Source organism: Hymenobacter antarcticus, assembly GCF_039539545.1.
GTDB classification, from domain to species: Bacteria; Bacteroidota; Bacteroidia; order Cytophagales; family Hymenobacteraceae; genus Hymenobacter; species Hymenobacter antarcticus.
The window spans coordinates 1-18,177 of sequence record NZ_BAABDI010000041.1; the positions used below are offsets into that span (position 1 = coordinate 1).

An 18,177-nucleotide genomic window follows, 5' to 3' on the forward strand; every position below is an offset into this window, starting at 1 on the left:
AGCAGCAACTGCGTTGTGACAGCAAAGGCCGACTTTGGCTCTTTAGCTTTAGAGGCATTTGGCTGAAACAGGGAAGCCAATTCTTGAAACGGTACTAGCCTAACGCTTTTACGTTCTGCAAACGGTCATCTGCAACACGTTATAAGCTCGTTATTTAAATATTGCCAACGACCGTGGCTGTTGCAGAACTCGGCGAGCAACTCAGAAACGGCATCAGTTTGCCATTCTACGCGTGTGAAAGGTTCGTTTAACGGCCTTTCTCGCTTGGTTTGGCTCGTAGTAACCAGGCTTAGTGGTCGCGCTGAGTTCTGCAACAGCCACGACCGTTTACAAGCTGTAAAAATGCCTTCTCGGCCGCTGGGGCTGGGGTAGCCGCAGATTGCTGCCTTATTTAGTTCAATGCGTTCGGAACACGGTGCCTGCCTTCTCCCCTATCTTGCCACCTATTTCCACTCCCTACTGCTGACTCTCTACCCATGAAAACAACCCTACGGTATCGCTGCCTGCTTGGCCTGTGCTGGGCGTTGGTCCTGCTCAACGGCTGCGGCAAAAAAACCCGAGACCCCGCCCCGACGACCGGCATTGCGGGCACGGTGAAGGTGACAGACCAAAGTACCCGGGTCCTCCCCAAAAACGGTGTGACGGTGACAGTGCTCAACACCTCACCCCTGCTCACGGCGACCACCAACGCCGCCGGGGAGTTCATCATTGGCGCAGTGCCGGCGGGCACCTACACGTTGGAGTTCACCAAAGCTGGCCTGAGTACGTTCGTGCTGCGCAGCGTGGCGCACCCGCAAGCCGAAGTGCTCACGCAGCTGCCCGAAACCTATACGCTGGTCCTGGAGCCCACCATCCGGGCCACCGACTTGCAGGCCACCAACATCATGGCGACCGCTGGAGGAGCAACGGTGCCCGCCGTTCGTTTTCTCACCACCCGCACCACCCCACAGCCCGAGTTCGACCACAGTTACGTCCTCTACTTCGGCACGCAGCCCGACGTGAGCTACCGCACGGCCCCCGGGTTCCTCATTCTGTACAGTGGTGGCTCGCAGACGGCCGCCGTCAGAACTTCTTCCTGGACCCTGGACCGCAGCGAGTTCCTGGCCCGCGGCTTTAGCGCCGCCAGCGGCACCACGGCCTACGCGGTGGCCTACGGCATTGGCCAGGGCAGCGCGTACCGTGACCTGGTTACGGGCCGCCAGCTTACGTGGCCCAACCCCAACCTCACGCCCTCCGCCGTCGTCAGCTTTACGATGCCGTAGGCCCTAGGCAAGGGCGTAGGGTGGCAACCCTGATTTCCTTGTGGGCTTCTTCAAAAAATACTACGCTGGCCGAACACTAAAAGAAAGTCTAAAACCACCACGATTCCAAGGGGGCGCTTACAACACGTGTTATGTAAAACGACTATTCCGCGAACCGAGCCTTACCAGCGGCAGGCCGCTTTCGTTTCCGCGTCCCTTCCCAGCAGCATCGGCCGTTGCAAGCCCCGGCCCCTATTTTCCCGGTAAGCGTTCCTTTTCGAAACAAGTACCATCGGGCCGGCGGGGACCGGTTACCTTTGCCGGCATGGGGCATTACACCGACGCACCGGAAGACAATTTGCTCGGATTGACCGATAAGGTGGCCCTGAACGAACAGGAAGCGCTGGGCGTGGCCCGGGCCGAACGCTACCTGCTCGAAGAATTTGACTACCCCGCGGACCTCTCGGTGGGGTTGTTGCAGGACTTGCACCGGCGCGCTTTCGGCCACCTCTACGACTGGGCCGGGCACTGGCGCACGCAGGTGCCCAACGTGGGTGCGTACCTGCCGCCCTCGGCGGCGCGTGTGCCGCAGTTGCTCTACGAATTCATCGACGAGCTACGCCATCGCCAAACCCTTCTGTCGGAAGCGCTCGGGGTGGCAGAAGTGGCGGCCTTGCTGGCGTATGCGCACCACCGGCTGGTGGCCATCCACCCCTTCGTCAACGGCAACGGCCGCACCGCGCGCTTGTTTACCAACCTGCTGGCCTACAATAACGGCTACCAGAACGTGGTCTTGTACCACCGGGAAAACGGCGATGGGCGGGCCCAGTACTTGCACGCCATTCGCCAAGCAGATGCTTACGACCCGGGCCCGCTGCAGGGGTTAATTAGCGCGCAGTTGCGCCCGCTGGGGGCCTAAGCCCCGTTTGCTCGTACAGGGCCTCGAGCCGGGCAACCGGCACGGTTTGGTCTTCCAGCGCCATCGAGGCGTACACGGACCGCACCACCATGGCCTTGACCACGGCGGGGTCCTGCAACTGGCGGTAACGCTCGCGAAGTTTCATGGGAAAGAGGGAAGTACCCGAATAGAAACGCAAAGGTACGGGCGAAGTTCCGCCGCGCCGCGGCGGGGGCACCCCTGCGCGATTCTCCGCATCATGTGCGGAGAATCGCACCCCTAATCGCCGCCTAGTGAGCCGCGAGGGGGCTCACGGGAGCGGGGCGGTCACCGGGCTGGGCAATGGTTGCACCTGCCGGGCTACGCCGCGGTGGTGCAGGTACTTGTAGAAGGTTGGGTGTTGTTAAACAAATAGGGGAAAACCTCCGACTCAGCAGCTAAACAGCTTGAATGCTGCCGATAAGGCACAAGTGCGCTGTAAGAGTAGCGAGAGGCTATAGTGTTACACGTCCCTTAAGACCATCGGAAGTAGATAGCAAAAACGAACGATAATACTATTGTTGTTTTGCCGGTGCCTGCCCATCTTATGTAGTGTTTGCTACCTTTAAACCGCTTTCCTCTTAGGTAGGCGTAGCAAGCACCTACTGTATTTTTACCGCGCCTCTTGATTACCAATATTTGGCTTCCTTCCTCCCCGCGGTTCCTGCAAATTGTCCGCTGGGTGTATTCAATAGGCTTTTTAGCAGGTACTTATACCCACCTCAAAGGCATACTAGCCCACGGATTTTTAGCTGCTCCTGTTCCGCTGGCTATTGGGGTCTATTGGGATACGCTCACGGTGCTGGACCCGCTCACCGTACTCTTGTTGTGGAGGCGACCAAAGGTCGGCCTCTGGATGGCGGTGGCCATTATGGGGTCCGACATCAGTGTGAATACGCTGGTCTACTTAGCTGGGTATTTTGGGCCGCCTTCAGCCCATATGGTTCCCCTATCCTTATTCGAGCAGTCGTTATTTGGTCTGTTCGTGTTCCTCACCGCTCCGTTCGCTTATTCCAGCTTTATCAATCAGGAGCAGAATTCAACAATCTGCTAACGCCTTCTTTAGATAGCGGTCTATTTAGCACTGACTCTTGTCGAAACGTATCCAAGTCGGAGGTTTTGCCCTATTTGTTTAATAACACCCTTTTCACCACCACGGTTTTCCCAGCCCCTCGCCGCTGGTCGCGACCCATTAGCGGCGCAACTGTCCTGCCTTTCGGTCTCAACGCGGCCCTTTTTCCCTTGTTTATGCTGTCTTTTCGTTTCGGAGTGGTGCTGTTGGTGGGCGCACTCGGGTGGTGCTCGGGGTGCGACAAGGCGTGCGAGACCGACGGCCTGCCCCGCTACCCCCTCACGCCGGGCCTGCGGGCTTGGTCGGTGCCGGACCCCCAAGGCGCCGTGTTCCGGTTTCGCAACGCCCGCACGGGCTACGTGCGCAGCTACCGGGTCGTGCAGGCCGACAACAAGACCGACGGGGTCAGCGCCGGCCTTAACGCGTGCCCCCAATACTACCGCGAGTACACGGCCCACGTCCTGGAACGCACCGATTCCATTGGCAACCGGGAGAACAACGCGTTGCGGTTCGACGTGTCTACGGCCAACGCCCCCCGCGCGAAATCGACCTTCCGCATCGGGTCGACGACGGTGGATTTGCTGATTCAGGAAGTGGAAGACGGTACCTACGCGCTGTCTCCGGCCACCTTTGCGGGCCGGACGTACCCGGCGGTGCTCGGGGGCACGTCTAGCTTAGCCGCTCCGGGGGCAAACGTGGCCGTGACGGTGTACCTCACCAAGGCCGACGGCCTCGTGCGGTTCGAGGAGCGCGGCGGAACGGCGTGGGACCGCCTCTAGGGGCGCTGGCAACTCCCCCTGGGCGCCGGAACAGACACCCGGAAAGGGTGCGTTGGGTGGTCCACAAGTAGTTACAACGCCAAGTGGGATGCTTTTTCGCGGCACTCGACGTTTACTGTTTCGCTCCTTTCTGTGAACGGCGTGTTAAAGCCAGGACCGTTTTCGAAAAACGCAATGGCAAGGGTCCTGTCCGACGTCCTCATCCGAAAGGAGCAATCCCACTGCGCGAGGTGCTGCCCGGTGGAACGGCGGGGCTTAGTTCCAGATAATATCCGGAGTGGTTTGCGCAATTTCCTGGCCGCCCGCCACGCGCACCCGGACGTGGAATTGCTGCCGGGCGTTATCGGTTGGCTTGGGGCTGATGCGCAACACAATGGGGAGGTTGATTCGGGATTCCTGCCCCCTTCGGGTGTTGAGCGAATCAGCGAGTTGGGACAGGGGAAATTCCGCTGGGCTGTTCGCGGTGTAGCAGCGCACGAAGGAATTAAGCGACTGGCCCGCGCCCCGGCCGTTGAAGAGCCCGGTGCTAGTGAGCACGACCTCGGTCACGTCCGCCTTCAACCCGTTGCTGCCTTCGGCCGGGCACTGCAAGGCCTGGGCCGTGCTGATGAACGCCAAGCCCGCCGGGGCCAGGGCAACGTAATCGATTCGAAACCGCAGCGTGGCCCGTAGTTCCGCCGCCGAAGTGTGGGCGCCGCTGACGAGCGGGGTGCCGGGCACTTCGGCCAGCTCCAGGGCCATTTCCTTTAGGTACACGTATTCCCGCGTGGCCTGTCGGCAGCATGACACGGGCAGAACCCCCAACAAAACCAGAAGCAAGCATGAGCGGAGCAGGATGGTTTTCATAAAAGGCAAGCCGGGTCGGATACCGCCTAGGTAGGGTCAGCAACACTGGCTGAAAACAAAGGTAAGATTTAACGCTCGCCTGACTGCTGCGGCCGGCGTGGTTCTTTGCCGGGGAACTAAGTGCCGGTTTGGGTATTTACGAAACTCATCCCCTCGGCGCGTTTCGTAAACTTTGATTCGTAGACGGGTTTCGTAAACTCGTCCCGTGCTAAAGCTGCCTGTTGGCATCTGATACTGGTGCACTGTCAGGCGTTCACGAAAAGGAGCGTTAAACGAAAGGAGCAAACCAGCTGGTCTGCTCCTTACTGTTTCACTTCTTTGTATCCAGCTGGCCCGAGTGCTTGCCGGAGCTTCGCGTTCGGGCTTGTGATTCAACCGTCAGCCCGGCTGGGCCATCAACGGATTGCTACGGGCCTGCGTACCGACTCCAGACTTAAGCTCCTGCTGACTTCTGGCCTCCCTTTTTCGGCACGCTCACCGTTCTGGCGGCCGGTTTCGCCTTGGTTTTAGGCAACTCTAGTCGGTCAAACGTCAGGTGCTTTACCCGGTCCCCGTTCAACTCGAATTGGTTTACTTTCTGGCGGTTACCTCTTTTCAAGCTTATAACGCCGCCATCTAAGAGGAAGACATCCTTCTCTAAAAATTCGAGCGGCAGGGCGGCCGACTTGTTGTCGGCCAGCATCAGCTTCTGCCCCTCCACGAACAGCGTGTACGCGTACTCCAGCTCCGGGCTGCGGTACGTGCCCGCGTACTCCTGCAGTAGCTTGGCCTGCGCGGCGGCCTCCAGGGCAACCGGGCTGATTTTTTTTGAAGTTGCGCTCGTTGCCGGGCCGGGTTAGCACGATGGTTACGCCGCCGTCCCCCTGCGGCGTGAACACAAACTAGCTTCTCGGCCCGACAGCCAGGGTCGAAAACGTATTCTGGCCCACGTTCGCTAACAAGGACTCCCTGGGGCCTGACTTCCCGTAGAACTGCCCGTTTTTGAGGAAAAAGCTGACCCGGAAGCCGTCGGCCGAATAATAGTCGCCGGTAAGGGGCTGATACGCGGCGGCATCGGCCAGCCGGGCCATGCTGCTGTCGGCCAGAGCCAGGGTGGTGTCGGCGTTTTTGGCCTCGGTTAAAAGTTTGGTCCAAATGTTAATTGGTGAGCTTGTCGGCCACCACGTTTTACACAAGAACAGGTACTGAAAGTGCGTTTTTTCAGCAAAGAACTTACATTTAATGCATTCAGGCGGCTATTTGAGGAGTTGAAGTACAGTTTTCTCATCGCGTTTGCAGGTTTAATTGTACTTTGATTACTGAACAAGTTTTCTAAACCAAGTCGACTGCTTCTATTGCCAGTTACCCGTTCGGCAGGTGGCCGGTTTAGTTGTACAGAAATATGGACGTTTCATTGAACAAACAGCATGAATAACCTCTGGATGCAGGATTTCAACCCGCTACCACCACGTTTGAGGGGTAACTCGCTTAACCTTTGTACCAAACTTTTAACCGAGGCCAACTTTATGCCAACCGCTGGACGATTGAGCAGTGCTTTCAGAACCTCAAAGGCCGCGGCTTTAACCTGGAAACCACCCACTTGCGCTGCCACCAAAAGCTGCGCAAACTCGTGGCCCTCGTCAGCCTGGCCTACGCCTTGTGCCTGAGCGTGGGCACGGTGGCGCACGAAAAAATCAAGCCCATTGCCCGCAAAAACCACGGCTACCCCGCTACGAGCCTCAGTCGCCACGGCCTCAACATCCTGCGTCAACTAACCCGACCCCTCACGTGGCCCAGCGAACCAATCGCCCGAAAAGTCGTGGCTCTGTTCAACTGGTTTATTCGACATATCGCTCTTTATCAAGTACCTAAAATCGCAGGGTAGAGTAGTCAAAAGCAAAAGCCCCTGCCTCTCGTTAGAGTGGTAGGGGCTTTTTTGTAGTCGCCTAATTAGGATTTTAGGGCCAGTGGGGAAGTGCAATTCTCCCAGCTTGTCCCTTGGAATCGTCCCGCTCCAGGAGGTCCGTCAGCAGTTGGATGGTCGAGAAGGAGCCGCGCAAATCGTGCGCGACGAGGCGTGAAATCGTCTCCTGCGCATCGTAGAGCCGTTTGTTGGCCTCTTCTATCCCCTTACGCTCCGTGATATCTTCCAGAGTGGTGTAGCCGCGTTCGCCTCCTTCGTCGGGAAATAGGATGGAGTTGACCTGGCACTAAAAGGAAGAACCATCCGCGCGGACCAGGCACGTTTCTAAGCTGAAACGGGGCATTTTATGCTTCCACAGGCGTTCCTGCAAGTCATGCCAGTGGGCATGGTAGTCCGGGTGGGTGAACTCGAGGATTTGGTGGCCCACCAGCTCCTCGGGGTGCGTCAGACCCAGCATCGCCAGCACGGCGGGGTTGGCTTGGCGAATGACGAGGTCGGGGTCGATGATTTTCTGGCCGAGCGGCGAATTCTCGAACACGGTGCGGAAACGGTCTTGGCTGGGGTCGGGGAACATGGCTACGCTTTGTTTTGAACCGTACACGTGGGGTAAAGGCTAGCGGCTTGTCCCGCTGGCCCAATCTTAACCCTGTTCCGTCATGTCCAAGAAAGTCACCCCGCCCATCGCCACGAGTGAGGTTCGGTTCCGGTCCCTGTTCGACGACACCACCGACCTGATGCTCTATCAGAACGAAAAGGCCATCATTCTGGACGCCAACCGGGCCTTTCTCGACCTGGTGGACGAACCCAAGGACCGGGTGGTGAACCGCTCCTACAACGAATATCTGCCCCTGGAGGTGCAGCCCCTGTTCGCGGAGAAGCTGAAAGAAGCCTTCACCGGCAAAACCGTGCGCTTCGATATGTTCGCCTCCCAGGGCAAGTCCGAGCCCCGGCACTGGGACGTGGTAAAAATACCGCTCCGGAAAAAAGGCGTCGTGATTGGGGTCCACATGGTTGCCCGCGATGTCACCGAAAAGACGCTGGCGCAGGAGGACCTAGTGACCCAAAACCTGGACCTGCAACAGTTTACCTACATCGTGTCGCACAACCTGCGCGCCCCACTGGCCAGTGCCCTGGGCCTGGCCGACCTGTTGGGCACGGAAGAGCCGGGCTCCCCGCACTTTGAACAGGCGCGCACCCACCTGCATACCAGCCTAAGCCAGCTCGACCAGGTGCTGCGCGACATGAACACCATCCTCACCATTCGGGACCAGAAAAACCTGGCCGGAGCCAAGGAGGTGCCGCTGGCTAAAGTGGTGCAGCAGGTGGTGCACAACCTGCAGGAGGTGATGGAGCAGTGCGGGGGCACCGTGCGGGTTGACATTCCCGCCGACCTGACCCTGCGCGCCAACCGGGCTTACCTCTACAGCATCTTTTTCAACCTGCTCTCCAACGCCATCACCTACCGCGCCGAGGAGCGGCCCCTGGAAGTGAGCGTGACGGCGACGGGCGGGGAAGGGCAGCCCACGCAAATTACGGTCGCCGACAATGGCTCCGGCTTTGACCGGGAGCGGGCGGGCGACGACGTGTTTAAGCTTTACAAGCGGTTCCATCCCCACCGCCCCGGCCGTGGGATGGGCCTGTACCTGACCAAAACCCACGTCGAGAGCATGGGCGGGAACATTTCGGTCCAAAGCCGGGTAGACGAGGGCGCCCGCTTTACCATTGACGTACCTTAACCGCATGGATACCCTCATCATCGACGACGACCCAATGGGCATCTTTCTGACTACCCGGCTTCTGCGCCGCGAAGGGCAGCCCGCCGACGTGATTACCTCCTTCGTCTCCCCGGTGGAAGCGGTGGCCTTTTTTCAGCAGCTAGGCCTCACCGACGCGCTGCCCCACGTCGTGCTGCTGGACCTGAACATGCCCCTGCTCAGCGGCTGGGACGTGTTGGACGCCCTCCAACCCCTGGAAGCGCACCTGCTGGGCCGGTGCGTGGTCTACGTCCTGACCTCCTCCCTGGCCCCCGCCGACGCGGCCCACGCCCGGCAGTACCCCCTGGTGGCGGGCTTCCTGCACAAACCGCTGGACGGGGTGAAGATTCAGGCGATTCAAGCCCGCCTACTGGAAACGCGGCCTTCCTGACCGCTTCGCCCATGCCGCAACGCCCACGCCCGGCCGTGCTGCTCGTGGACGATGACGCGGCCACGAATTACGATAACCAGCGCCTGTTGCAGCGGATGCAGGTGAGCCCGGAGGTGCTGGTGGCCAGCACGACCGAAGACGCGCTAGCCGTCCTCAACGCCCGCTGCGCCCACCCCGGGACGGCCGCCTGCCCCACCTTGATTTTGCTGGACTTTAACCTGCCGCTGCGCAACGGCTTTGAGTTCCTGTGCGCCTTTCGGCGGTCGCCAAGGCGATGCTCCAGCCTATGGCACACACGCTTTTTATCCATCACAGCGGCAGCCGGGAAAGCTGCCGCCGGGCGCCCACCGACCACGTTTTCACCGTGCCCACCGGCACCTGCAGCGCCTCGGCCGTTTCCAGTTGGGTGTAGCCCTGCAGGTAGAGCAGGTCCAGCACCTGCCGGTACTCGGGGCGCAACCCGCGCAGCAAGTCCGCCACGCCGATGTGCTCGGGGCGGAAATCGACCGGCGCCGGAAAGAATTCCACGGGGCTGTCGTCGAGCGATGCGGTGCGTGCCCCGAGGCGGTAGTGGCCGGTTCGCACGTGGTCGATGGCCGTGTTGCAGCAGACTTGGAGAGCATCAAAAAGTGTGGGGCAGTCGTGGTTACTGACTCGTAGCTTAACATGTTGCGCCGTAATTGTCGGTGCATGCTTTGCCCCAACCAACAGTCTCTCCCGCTGCTGCCCCACACTTTTTGATGCTCTCCTGGATTGTCTTGGAGAGCCGTAACTGCCGGTGCAGGCCATACCCCAACCAATCGCTGCTGCCGCTGCTGCCCCACACTTTTCGATGCTCTACTACGAGGGCTCCACGCCGGGGACCGCCGGCCTCGAGGCGGGCGCTTCGGCAAAGACGTGCGCGGCCAGCGCCACTTCGGCTTTAAACTCGGCCGTGTAGCGACGGCGGGTGCGTTTTGGGGTCATAATCGAGCTAAGCTAGCTCGCTTTTACTGTCCAACTTTTGGGGAGTACTACAGCTCGTCGCGGATGGCCGGAAATTCGGTCATCCGCGACGAGCACTTCCGAAATTCAGGCATTAAAAAGGTATTTGTTTATGCACATCGTCAAGGGGTTAGGAGAGCGCATTTTTAACCAGCCAATCCTCTCCATCGCGCTGTACAAGGACGAATCCCTGACTCAAATAAATTGCCTCCAAGTGCAGTTCAAAAGTGGGTTCCTGAAGTTGTCGCTTCAAAAATGGCCCGGGATTTTCATACATATCCCGTACCTCCCGCAATGGAAAGGCCACTTCTTCCAGCAGCGGTAGCTTTGTCTTGATAGCGGCGCTGGCCTTTCTAACCGTAATCGCCTTTGTTGCTTTTTGCTCGGCCAGGTATTCTTCTAACAGGTACTTCTCCACCAACGCTTTGTAAACTGCGCCCGCCGGTTTTTTTACTTTCCCCAGTTGATGCTGCTTGCCGATGCGGGACAACACAAAATCAACATATTCGAGGGGGTACTCCTTGGCTTCCAGTTGCTTGGTAATTTGTTTAATACTGCGTAGGCTCACTCCTATCAGGCGTAGCGCCTGAACCCAGGCGGGCTCATCAGCATCAGCTTTTTCGATATTTTCAGAATGTTGAGAAAGCCCGATGTTCTCAATAAGCTGAGTTCCTTGAGTCTCTTCTACTTCGTTTGGGCCGGCTTGGGGCGTGTCATAGCCAAACAGGAACTTGATACGCTGCACCAGCTGGTTCTGCCGTTCCAACTCATAGGTGAACGGCATGTCGGTGCGCGCCAGTTCCAGCTGTGCCCGGTCCAGTACCCGCGCTTTGAAATTGCTGAAGCGCGGGTATTCGTTTTCGGCAATGTTGAGCATGAAGCGCAGCTGCTCCGGCGTGACGGTCCGCTGCCCGAAGTCCGAATACTCTTTGAGCAACCAGTAGATGCGGACCGAGCTGGGGCTTTTCAGCTTGCGCAATTCATCCAGGTCGGCCAGCGTGAAGTTGCCGCTCTCGCGCAACTGCAGCAGGTACGGCATGATGAGGGGATTGAAGGCCGCCACTATTCCACCCAACTCCCCGTCGTAGCCCGCCTTAGCCATCAAGGGGATATAATCGTACTTGGGCCGCCGCCGCCGTTTGCGGGTGCCATCCTCCAGTATTTCAATGTACAGCTTGAAGGAGGTGATGTCGTCGCACATCTCATCAATCTGCTGGTAAGCCGACCCCCCGTGCCGCTCGAACAGCAGTTCGCTGACCGGGATAACATGCTCCTTGAACTCGGTATCGTCGAGGCTGATGCGGGAGAGCAGCGCCAGAAACAGGCGCATCTGCAGGGGCACGAAGCTGAAACGCGCGTTGACAAGCGCGTTGTGCTGGGCCACTATTTTGTCGGCGTTCTGTTTAGGCGGGGTTTTCATGGTGAATAAGTTAGGCAACTAGATACCAGGAGTCGTCTTTTTTGTAGCAACCTAGCGTCCTTTCTGTAGTAACCTAGCGTCCTTTTTGTAGCAACCTGGAATTGGAAAGCGTCCTTTTTGTAGCAACCTGAAGCTGATAGCGTCTTTCTTGTAGCAACCTAGCGTCCTTTCTGTAGCAACCTGACGGCGGAGCGTCCTTTTTGTAGCAACCTGAAATCGGGTAGCGTCTTTTTTGTAGCAACCTAGCGTCCTTTTTGTAGCAACCTAGCGTCCTTTTTGTAGCAACCTGAGCTTATAAAATATTGTCAATCAACATGTTCTGGGGAGTGTAATACTAATACTATAATTTGAGTTTAAAACTAACTAGCTAGGGAGTTTTTTTTTAGCGTCTTTTTTGTAGCAACCTTGGGTTCTTGCAAGCAAAAAAAAGTACAAAATGCGCAACGGATTTTGTGTTGTTGTACTTTTTTGTACTATATACTATGAATCAATCAGTTAACCTACTTTGTCTGCGTTGCAAATCCCGTATTCCTACTTGCCATTTACTACCTATAACAAGAGAAATATGCAATATCAGCAGCAGCTTAAGAAGCTGTCGCAACGGGCAGTCACCTCAACCGGCCCGCCGCAACCGCCTCCTGCGGAAGCTTGTACTCGCCCCCACCCTACTCCGGCTGCAGCTTGCGGTTCGTTTTAAGCAGCTTTTCCAGCACGGGTGCGGGGAGCGTCCGCTGGGCGGCGGGCAACTGCGCCAGGGCAGCCTGCAGCGTGTCTTCCAGAAACTGCCGGATTTCGAACCCAGGCTCCCAGTACTCCGCCTGTTTAAGCTGCAGGTACGTCTGGTCGCGCACGTAGGACCCGAAGGGCACCCAGCGCCCGGTGGGACCGGCGGGGGCAGGTACGGCCGCCAGAGGGCTTGAACCTGAACCCCCGGCAGGGGTCGCCGGCAGCGGGCTGACGGCCCCGAACATCAACTCGTCGGGCGTGGGGGCTACGGGCTGGGTTAGCGTGCTGCCAAAGCGTTTTTTGGGGCCGGTGCTCATAGACGGGCGAGGATTTCAGTGGTGAGGTTGCGGTAGTCTTCGGCGCCGTTGCTGGTGGGCGCATAGGCGAACAGGTTTTGCTTCTCAATCTGCGCTTCCGACAGCTTGCCGTTTTGCCGGATGCTGGTGTTCATCAGCAGAGGCCCGGTCACGGCGTTCTCCCGCATGATGGCCACCACGTCGTGGTGCAGCGAGAGGCGGTAGCTGGCCGAGTATTTCGTCAGGAACAATCCGCCGACTTTCAGGCGGGGGTTGAAGTTCTTGCCCATGATGGCGCAGGCCTCCAGCAGCGTGGTCAGGCCCTCGTAGCCGTAGAACTCGGGCTGCACTGGTATAAAAACCGCATCGCTGGCCACCAGGGCCGCGTAGGTGAGGCTGGTGAGCGCGGGGGGCGTATCAATCAGCACGTAGTCGTAATCGGCCGCTACCTCCTCCAGCTGGTCGCGCAGGAAGAACTGATAGGTGGGCTGCTGCCCAAGTATCTTCTCAAGCTGCGTCAGCTCCCGGGCCGAACCGGCCAGGCCCATCCCCTCCCCCACCCCGACGATGATTTGCTTGAGCGTGCGCTCGCCCCGGATGACGGTACCCAGGTGAGTCGTTACGTTGGCGGCGAAACTCATGGTCAGATTATGCTGCGGGTCGCAGTCCAGAAAAAGCACCCGCTGCCCGCGACGGGCCAGTTCCTGACCGACCGTCAGCGTGGAAGTGGTTTTACCGACCCCTCCTTTATGGTTTGCAAAGGTGATGACTCTCATGAAGTAGCAGTGACAGTGATGCGACAATATTACAACGCATGAACTGAATAAACATACTGTATATACTGACAATGTTAAAATTACTGAATATTTTTTGAATGCTCAAAATGTTGAGAATGTTAAGAATTTTGAGAATTTAGGCAATGGCTTATTTTATAACCACTTGTAAACAAGTTGATTATTTATCTTGAGTATTCTGCCAGCTTGCCAGGAATATCCAGAATGCTGAGTATTTTAGATGCATCACCACCCATTTGACATACTGAACATTCTTTACATACTCAGAATGTTCAGTATGCGCTACATTCCACACTGCGGGTTTTTAGAGGTCAGACACGACGTGAAAGCCCTTAACCGATGACTTTGGGAGAGTGACGAATAAAGCTGACCAGCATAACCACGACAGGGGAGGGGAGGGGAGGGGAGGGGAGGGCCGAACGAGTGTGCTATTGGCATCAGGAGCCCGTGTCTGTGCGCCCGCGCTCGGATGCTGCAACCGGTGATTCAGCCTGGTACTGTCTTTAAAACAGCAACGCTCCCACGATTACCCCAGGGCCTGAATACCATCGCTGGCAACGAGCGGGGCCGTTACCAGCTCAACTGCGAGGAAACTTCGGTAAAGGCGTCCTGCGCCTCCAACTGCGCTTTCACCGCCTCATAGGAATCCGGCCGCAGGTCGGCCACGAACTGCTGGGCACCGCTCAGCAGGCGGAGGTACCGGCTCGGGTCGCTTTGTCGGCTCAGGCGGCGCAGGGCATCCAGATAGCCTTGGCGGGCGTGGGTGGTCACAATGATGCGGCACTGGCCGGCGCTGACCAGCTCGGCGTTCATCATCAGCCGGGCCAGCCGGCCATTGCCGTCATCGAACGGGTGAATCTCGCTAATCATAAACATCATAAAAAAGGCTCGGGCGAGCGGCTCACGCAGGCTGCGGTAGAGCTTGAAGCCCTCGTGCAGGGTGCCGCGCACCAGGGCCGGGTCCACAAAGCTGGCCAGGCCGGCCTGGTTGGCGTACTCTTTCCACTGGCCGGGGCGCTTGTCGGGGCGGGCGCGCATGAGCAGGGCATGCCGCCGCTGCAGAATAGCCAGCAAGTCCTCGGCCGATTGCGGGACAACGCGCATCTCGGCCACGTTGCTGCACAGCTGGTAGGTGCTGAGCACGTCGTGCGAATCGGCGTGCCGCCCCCCGACCAGCTGACCGGTTTCCACGATGCGGTGCGCCTCATCGACCTGAAATTCGGTGCCTTCGATGAAATTGGAAAAGTAGGCCTCGAAGAAGGCCACGGTGTAGAAAGGAGGGGCCACGAGCGCGGGGTCAGGCCGCCGTGGCAGCACCGCCGCGTGCAGCGCACTGAGCAGCGCGGTAAACAGGGCCACCCGGCCGGCATCGAAGGGCAGCCCCAGCGCGCGGGCGCGGGCCACGGGGGAAGTCAGAATCTTACTGGACTGCGTGCTGAGCAGCGCGCCGGCAATGCGTTGCAGCAACGCCAGCTCCGTGGGCCATTCCAGGGCCGCCGCCACTTCGCGGGCCTGGTCGCGCAGGGCATTCAAGCCTTCTTCGCCCCGGATGCGCAGGACCATTTCCAGCCGCTCTTCTACCTTGGCCAGGGGCAGCGCTTTGCTCACCCCGCCTTTGCGGACGCGGGCGGGCTGCAGGTTTTCCAGCAGGCCCCGGGCTTCCGACGCGAACAGCAGGCTGCCATCACCGAAGGGCGCATCGCTGGGTAACGGGCCCGGTCCTTCCAGCAAATGCACCACCAACCCCGGCAACATCACGTTGCGGGTGTACTTGTAGGTCAGGAACAGGTGCCCGCTGGCCGTGGGCTGGCCCTCGAGCTGCGAACGGTGACTGATGAGCGCGCCCGGAAATAAGTGCTGCACCACCGGCAGCCAGTGCTTGCGAATTAAGACTTCCGGTGCGGTCGTTAAATCCGAGGAGTAGATGCGGGAAGCCACTTCGCGCAACTCGCCGCGCTGACGCCCCCCCCGAATCCGCCGATTAAGGGCCGGGTCGGAAGTGCTGAATACCAGCAGGGGCCAACGCACACTTTTTTCCATTAAGACGGCCTGTTTGAGGCAAGGTGTTTAATTTATTCGATTAAGATGCAAATTTCGTTAATTTATTTCGATTAATATCCCTTAACCAGCTAATGGATGGATAAACTGGCAGAAAGCCTGTCAAGCCTTAAACCCGGCATTTTGAAATCAGGATTATAGCGGTTCCATCCGTTACAGCTTTTTGAGCGCTAGCACAAGCGCTACGCAGCCCTCCCCCACACGAATTCGTCAGGGCACAGTAGCAGAGGAACCCCACTATCCTTACCCGAGACCCAGCCCACCTGAGGTGGTGGGGTAACTCTGGGCAGAACGGGGTGGTATCGTTCATTCGGCATGAAAGACACGCCAAAACCTGACAAACGCCGCAAGTACGATGCGGCCTTCCGCGCCGAAGCCTTGCGCTTGGCCGACCCAATCCGCTCGACCCAAGCCGAAAGCCCGTGGTCACGGCTCAAAACGGAGGTGCTAGAACTACGCGAGTGGCCCGTTTTTGCCGACCTGGCCGACGCCCAAGCCGGTGTCGCCGACTATTTTGACTACTATAATCACGGGCGCCGGCACTCCAGTGTCGGTTATCAGACCCCGTATCATACTCACCAACAACTTCTTCAAGCTACTGCCCTAAACTGTCCAGCCTGACTGGACCACCTCAGTTTTTACCGGACCACCCCAGAACTGCTCGCGCTGCTGCGCGAGGTCGACACGGTAATGGTGGCGCGCTTCTTCCACCTGAGCCGCAGCCGTGACCATGTGCTTCACCTGGTAAAAAAAGCGTTGAAAAAAGGCTTCGCGGTGGCCGGAACCGCGGAACTGACCGGCATCAGTCGCGCGAGCGTTGAGCGCTACCGCAAGCACCTGCAGGCCGCGCTCACCTGAAAATACAGCTACCCCGAAAGGCTTCGCGTAATTTTATCCTCCCGATGCTGTAAAATGGCCTTGATGAACCCGCCAACCCGGGTCAGAACAGGGCAGCGACCACCCCGGCCGAAACCCTGAACAGCCTAATCAGCAAGGCCCGCCTCCCGCACAATGAAAATACTCTTGAGTTGCCTGTTGCTTTTCAATGTCCTGTGTTTCCTGCTTTTCGCCCTGGATAAGCGCAAAGCCCAACGGGGCCAGCGGCGCATTGCCGAAAAAACGCTGCACCTGGCCACGCTGCCCGGCGCGGCACCCGGCGCGTGGGCGGCTATTTTCCTGCTGCACCATAAGAATCGCAAAGCCGCTTTCTGGGGCATCACCCTGGTGCTGACGCTGCTGCAAGGGGCGGTGCTTTATTTCACGTGGACCTATTTTCGGACGCAGCTTTAGCCGCGTAAGACATTGTCAGGCAGAGCAATAATCACGAGTATTACCAGCTATGCGATTGAGTCGCAGGGTTCCCCCTATTTGTTTAGCAACGCCCACCAGTCGGGGGTGGACGCGGGGAACGAGGCGGGGCCAGCACGGTGGGCGGCAAGCCGTTCGTGCTGGGCCAACAGCCGAAATGACGGACAGCAGACGGGTGAATCCGTCTGCTGTCCGTCATTTCGTAACTACTCCAGGCTTCGTTTTCCTGGCTTGCCGCTTACTTCTTGCTGCTCGTTTTGCCGGGTTTCAGCACCACTTTGGTCCATCCATCATCGCGGGCATTAAAGTGCTTGTACGCATCGGGGGCTTCCGCGAGGGAAAGCTCGTGGGAGACGATAAAAGAAGGCTTGGCTTTACCGGAAGAAATCAGCGCGCAGAGCTCCCGGTTGTATGATTTCACATTGGCCTGGCCCGTTGCGATGCGCTGTCCCTTCATCCAGAAGCTGCCAAAGTCGAAGTCCATGTGGCCTTTTTTCTGCAGTTCCTCTTTGGATTTCGGGTCTGCGGTAACAAAAACGCCCACCACCCCAATCGAGCCCGTGAATTTCACCGCCTGGACCAGTTCGTTCATGGTTAGGTTCGACTGTTCCTGGCCGTGCCTGTTGCAACACTGGTAGCCCACGCATTCGCAGCCCCGGTCGGCACCCTGTCCGTCCGTTAGTTCCAACACCTGGTCAACGGGAGAGCCTTTCGTCATATCAATGGGGATGCAGCCCAATTCTTCCACCAGTTTCAGCCGGTCGGGGTGGCTGTCCACCACCATAATTTTGTCGGCCCCTTTTATCCGGGCCGACAGCGCGGCCATGAGCCCAACCGGCCCGGCGCCGTAAACGACCACCGATTCGCCTGGTTTCACCCCCGCCAGTTCCGTGGCGTGGTAGCCCGTCGGGAAGATGTCAGAAAGCATGGCATAATCATTTTCCTTCTCGCTGGCATTCGCCGGCAATATCTGGCAGTTGAAATCCCCGTACGGAACGCGCAGGTATTCGGCCTGCCCGCCCTCGTACGGTCCCATGCCGGCAAAACCATAGGCCGCACCGGCAAAACCGGGGTTCATCGTCAGACAAAACGCGGTGAGTTGGCGCTCGCAATTTCTGCAATGGCCACAGCCAATGTTAAAAGGCAGGCACACCATATCGCCTACTTTAACGTGCACCACCGCCGTGCCGACCTCGATGACCTTACCCAGGTTCTCATGGCCTAAAATCCGGCCTGCTTCCATGTTGGTACGGCCTTCGTACATGTGCAGGTCGGAGCCGCAAATGTTAGTGGTGGTAATCTGCACCAACACGTCAGTGGGTTGCTCAATTTTAGGGTCGGGTACGTCGGATACTCGCACATCCAAGGGGCCGTAATAAACAAGTGCTTTCATGATTTCGGGATTAAAGGTTTACCTTAACCTCCGTGGTAACGGCGTTGTTTTACAAAGGGTTGTCACTACTTGGCCCGTGAACAGCTCATTCCGTTGGGGTAAATGAAACAGCGACGAAAGCTGCACCAAATACCGGGATGCGCCCGAACCTGAAGCCCCGGTGGGGCCAACGCGGTGGCCTGTTCGCCCGAATTGTCGGGCGCCCGACAAAACTTCGTTTTGTCCTGACCTCGGTCCCGGCCGTCGCCGTATCAGTAAGAACCCGGTTTGTTGCC

General features: G+C 58.2%; 22 protein-coding genes. 10 read left to right on the plus strand and 12 right to left on the minus strand.

Annotation, left to right across the window (positions count from 1 at the left end; all coding sequences use genetic code 11):
* Nucleotides 1–476: 476 nt before the first annotated feature.
* Both ABD819_RS19645 and ABD819_RS19650 read left to right on the plus strand, forming a co-directional pair.
* The gene (locus ABD819_RS19645) at nt 477–1,262 is read left to right on the plus strand and encodes a carboxypeptidase-like regulatory domain-containing protein (RefSeq protein ID WP_345127144.1); all 786 of its coding nucleotides are present in this window, start codon (nt 477–479) and stop codon (nt 1,260–1,262) included.
* Between the two features lie 304 nt (nt 1,263–1,566).
* A complete protein-coding gene (locus tag ABD819_RS19650) occupies nt 1,567–2,160 on the plus strand; it encodes a Fic/DOC family protein (protein ID WP_345127145.1) in 594 nt (197 codons plus the stop codon).
* On the opposite strand, the gene ABD819_RS19655 is transcribed toward ABD819_RS19650, so the two are convergent.
* Nucleotides 2,129–2,305 (minus strand): hypothetical protein, encoded by a 177-nt coding sequence (locus ABD819_RS19655; RefSeq protein ID WP_345127146.1) that lies wholly within the window; start codon nt 2,303–2,305, stop codon nt 2,129–2,131. The genes ABD819_RS19650 and ABD819_RS19655 overlap by 32 nt on opposite strands.
* Nucleotides 2,306–2,803: 498 nt before the next feature.
* Between ABD819_RS19655 and ABD819_RS19660 the strand changes: the two genes are divergently transcribed.
* The gene (locus ABD819_RS19660; RefSeq protein ID WP_345127147.1) at nt 2,804–3,232 is read left to right on the plus strand and encodes a hypothetical protein; all 429 of its coding nucleotides are present in this window, start codon (nt 2,804–2,806) and stop codon (nt 3,230–3,232) included.
* A gap of 194 nt (nt 3,233–3,426) precedes the next feature.
* Complete coding sequence (locus ABD819_RS19665; RefSeq protein WP_345127148.1) at nt 3,427–4,029, plus strand: hypothetical protein; 603 nt, start codon at nt 3,427–3,429, stop codon at nt 4,027–4,029.
* A 255-nt stretch (nt 4,030–4,284) separates the two neighbouring features.
* Here ABD819_RS19665 and ABD819_RS19670 read toward each other — a convergent pair whose 3' ends face one another.
* The 3 genes from ABD819_RS19670 to ABD819_RS19680 form a co-directional block, all read right to left on the minus strand.
* Entirely contained in the window at nt 4,285–4,818 is a 534-nt protein-coding gene (locus ABD819_RS19670; RefSeq protein ID WP_345127149.1) for a hypothetical protein, read from the minus strand.
* Between the two features lie 490 nt (nt 4,819–5,308).
* The gene (locus tag ABD819_RS19675) at nt 5,309–5,575 is read right to left on the minus strand and encodes a hypothetical protein (RefSeq protein WP_345127150.1); all 267 of its coding nucleotides are present in this window, start codon (nt 5,573–5,575) and stop codon (nt 5,309–5,311) included.
* Between the two features lie 181 nt (nt 5,576–5,756).
* A complete protein-coding gene (locus ABD819_RS19680; protein WP_345127151.1) occupies nt 5,757–6,050 on the minus strand; it encodes a hypothetical protein in 294 nt (97 codons plus the stop codon).
* Between the two features lie 299 nt (nt 6,051–6,349).
* Between ABD819_RS19680 and ABD819_RS19685 the strand changes: the two genes are divergently transcribed.
* Nucleotides 6,350–6,739 (plus strand): transposase, encoded by a 390-nt coding sequence (locus tag ABD819_RS19685; protein ID WP_345127153.1) that lies wholly within the window; start codon nt 6,350–6,352, stop codon nt 6,737–6,739.
* A 325-nt stretch (nt 6,740–7,064) separates the two neighbouring features.
* Here the strand turns inward: ABD819_RS19685 and ABD819_RS19690 are convergent, their stop codons facing one another.
* Complete coding sequence (locus ABD819_RS19690) at nt 7,065–7,379, minus strand: PAS domain S-box protein (RefSeq protein WP_345127155.1); 315 nt, start codon at nt 7,377–7,379, stop codon at nt 7,065–7,067.
* Nucleotides 7,380–7,434: 55 nt separating this feature from the next.
* Here ABD819_RS19690 and ABD819_RS19695 point away from each other — a divergent pair, with 55 nt between their 5' ends.
* Together ABD819_RS19695 and ABD819_RS19700 are read left to right on the plus strand one after the other, a co-directional pair.
* Entirely contained in the window at nt 7,435–8,514 is a 1,080-nt protein-coding gene (locus ABD819_RS19695; protein WP_345127156.1) for a sensor histidine kinase, read from the plus strand.
* A gap of 4 nt (nt 8,515–8,518) precedes the next feature.
* Nucleotides 8,519–8,923, plus strand: a complete 405-nt coding sequence (locus tag ABD819_RS19700; RefSeq protein ID WP_345127157.1) for a response regulator — start codon at nt 8,519–8,521, stop codon at nt 8,921–8,923.
* Between the two features lie 309 nt (nt 8,924–9,232).
* Here the strand turns inward: ABD819_RS19700 and ABD819_RS19705 are convergent, their stop codons facing one another.
* The 6 genes from ABD819_RS19705 to ABD819_RS19730 form a co-directional block, all read right to left on the minus strand.
* The gene (locus ABD819_RS19705) at nt 9,233–9,508 is read right to left on the minus strand and encodes an RNA polymerase sigma factor (RefSeq protein ID WP_345127158.1); all 276 of its coding nucleotides are present in this window, start codon (nt 9,506–9,508) and stop codon (nt 9,233–9,235) included.
* 255 nt (nt 9,509–9,763) lie between these two features.
* Entirely contained in the window at nt 9,764–9,889 is a 126-nt protein-coding gene (locus ABD819_RS19710) for a hypothetical protein (protein WP_345127159.1), read from the minus strand.
* Nucleotides 9,890–10,037: 148 nt separating this feature from the next.
* Entirely contained in the window at nt 10,038–11,327 is a 1,290-nt protein-coding gene (locus ABD819_RS19715; RefSeq protein WP_345127160.1) for a replication initiation protein, read from the minus strand.
* 665 nt (nt 11,328–11,992) lie between these two features.
* Nucleotides 11,993–12,370 carry a hypothetical protein gene (locus ABD819_RS19720; RefSeq protein WP_345127161.1) on the minus strand — a complete coding sequence of 126 codons (378 nt, stop codon included), beginning with the start codon at nt 12,368–12,370 and terminating at the stop codon, nt 11,993–11,995.
* Nucleotides 12,367–13,125, minus strand: coding sequence for a ParA family protein (locus tag ABD819_RS19725; protein WP_345127162.1), 759 nt, complete (start codon nt 13,123–13,125; stop codon nt 12,367–12,369). The genes ABD819_RS19720 and ABD819_RS19725 overlap by 4 nt, the downstream gene beginning before the upstream one ends.
* Nucleotides 13,126–13,713: 588 nt before the next feature.
* Complete coding sequence (locus ABD819_RS19730; RefSeq protein WP_345127163.1) at nt 13,714–15,171, minus strand: Fic family protein; 1,458 nt, start codon at nt 15,169–15,171, stop codon at nt 13,714–13,716.
* A gap of 345 nt (nt 15,172–15,516) precedes the next feature.
* On the opposite strand from ABD819_RS19730, the gene ABD819_RS19735 reads away from it, so the two are divergent.
* The 3 genes from ABD819_RS19735 to ABD819_RS19745 all read left to right on the plus strand — a co-directional run bounded on the left by ABD819_RS19735 (nt 15,517) and on the right by ABD819_RS19745 (nt 16,491).
* The gene (locus ABD819_RS19735) at nt 15,517–15,822 is read left to right on the plus strand and encodes an integrase core domain-containing protein (RefSeq protein ID WP_345127164.1); all 306 of its coding nucleotides are present in this window, start codon (nt 15,517–15,519) and stop codon (nt 15,820–15,822) included.
* A 69-nt stretch (nt 15,823–15,891) separates the two neighbouring features.
* Entirely contained in the window at nt 15,892–16,059 is a 168-nt protein-coding gene (locus ABD819_RS19740; protein WP_345127165.1) for a hypothetical protein, read from the plus strand.
* A gap of 153 nt (nt 16,060–16,212) precedes the next feature.
* Nucleotides 16,213–16,491, plus strand: coding sequence for a DUF1294 domain-containing protein (locus ABD819_RS19745; protein WP_345127166.1), 279 nt, complete (start codon nt 16,213–16,215; stop codon nt 16,489–16,491).
* A gap of 256 nt (nt 16,492–16,747) precedes the next feature.
* Here the strand turns inward: ABD819_RS19745 and ABD819_RS19750 are convergent, their stop codons facing one another.
* On the minus strand, nt 16,748–17,902 hold the full coding sequence (locus tag ABD819_RS19750) for a glutathione-independent formaldehyde dehydrogenase (protein WP_345127167.1): 1,155 nt from the start codon (nt 17,900–17,902) through the stop codon (nt 16,748–16,750).
* Nucleotides 17,903–18,177: the final 275 nt, after the last annotated feature.

Coding starts and splice junctions, on each gene's coding strand:
- ABD819_RS19645 (WP_345127144.1), top strand. CDS start 477: ATGAAAACAACCCTACGGTATCGCTGCCTGCTTGGCCTGTGCTGGGCG.
- ABD819_RS19650 (WP_345127145.1), top strand. CDS start 1,567: ATGGGGCATTACACCGACGCACCGGAAGACAATTTGCTCGGATTGACC.
- ABD819_RS19655 (WP_345127146.1), bottom strand. CDS start 2,305: ATGAAACTTCGCGAGCGTTACCGCCAGTTGCAGGACCCCGCCGTGGTC.
- ABD819_RS19665 (WP_345127148.1), top strand. CDS start 3,427: ATGCTGTCTTTTCGTTTCGGAGTGGTGCTGTTGGTGGGCGCACTCGGG.
- ABD819_RS19695 (WP_345127156.1), top strand. CDS start 7,435: ATGTCCAAGAAAGTCACCCCGCCCATCGCCACGAGTGAGGTTCGGTTC.
- ABD819_RS19700 (WP_345127157.1), top strand. CDS start 8,519: ATGGATACCCTCATCATCGACGACGACCCAATGGGCATCTTTCTGACT.
- ABD819_RS19710 (WP_345127159.1), bottom strand. CDS start 9,889: ATGACCCCAAAACGCACCCGCCGTCGCTACACGGCCGAGTTTAAAGCC.
- ABD819_RS19715 (WP_345127160.1), bottom strand. CDS start 11,327: ATGAAAACCCCGCCTAAACAGAACGCCGACAAAATAGTGGCCCAGCAC.
- ABD819_RS19720 (WP_345127161.1), bottom strand. CDS start 12,370: ATGAGCACCGGCCCCAAAAAACGCTTTGGCAGCACGCTAACCCAGCCC.
- ABD819_RS19725 (WP_345127162.1), bottom strand. CDS start 13,125: ATGAGAGTCATCACCTTTGCAAACCATAAAGGAGGGGTCGGTAAAACC.
- ABD819_RS19735 (WP_345127164.1), top strand. CDS start 15,517: ATGAAAGACACGCCAAAACCTGACAAACGCCGCAAGTACGATGCGGCC.
- ABD819_RS19740 (WP_345127165.1), top strand. CDS start 15,892: ATGGTGGCGCGCTTCTTCCACCTGAGCCGCAGCCGTGACCATGTGCTT.
- ABD819_RS19745 (WP_345127166.1), top strand. CDS start 16,213: ATGAAAATACTCTTGAGTTGCCTGTTGCTTTTCAATGTCCTGTGTTTC.
- ABD819_RS19750 (WP_345127167.1), bottom strand. CDS start 17,902: ATGAAAGCACTTGTTTATTACGGCCCCTTGGATGTGCGAGTATCCGAC.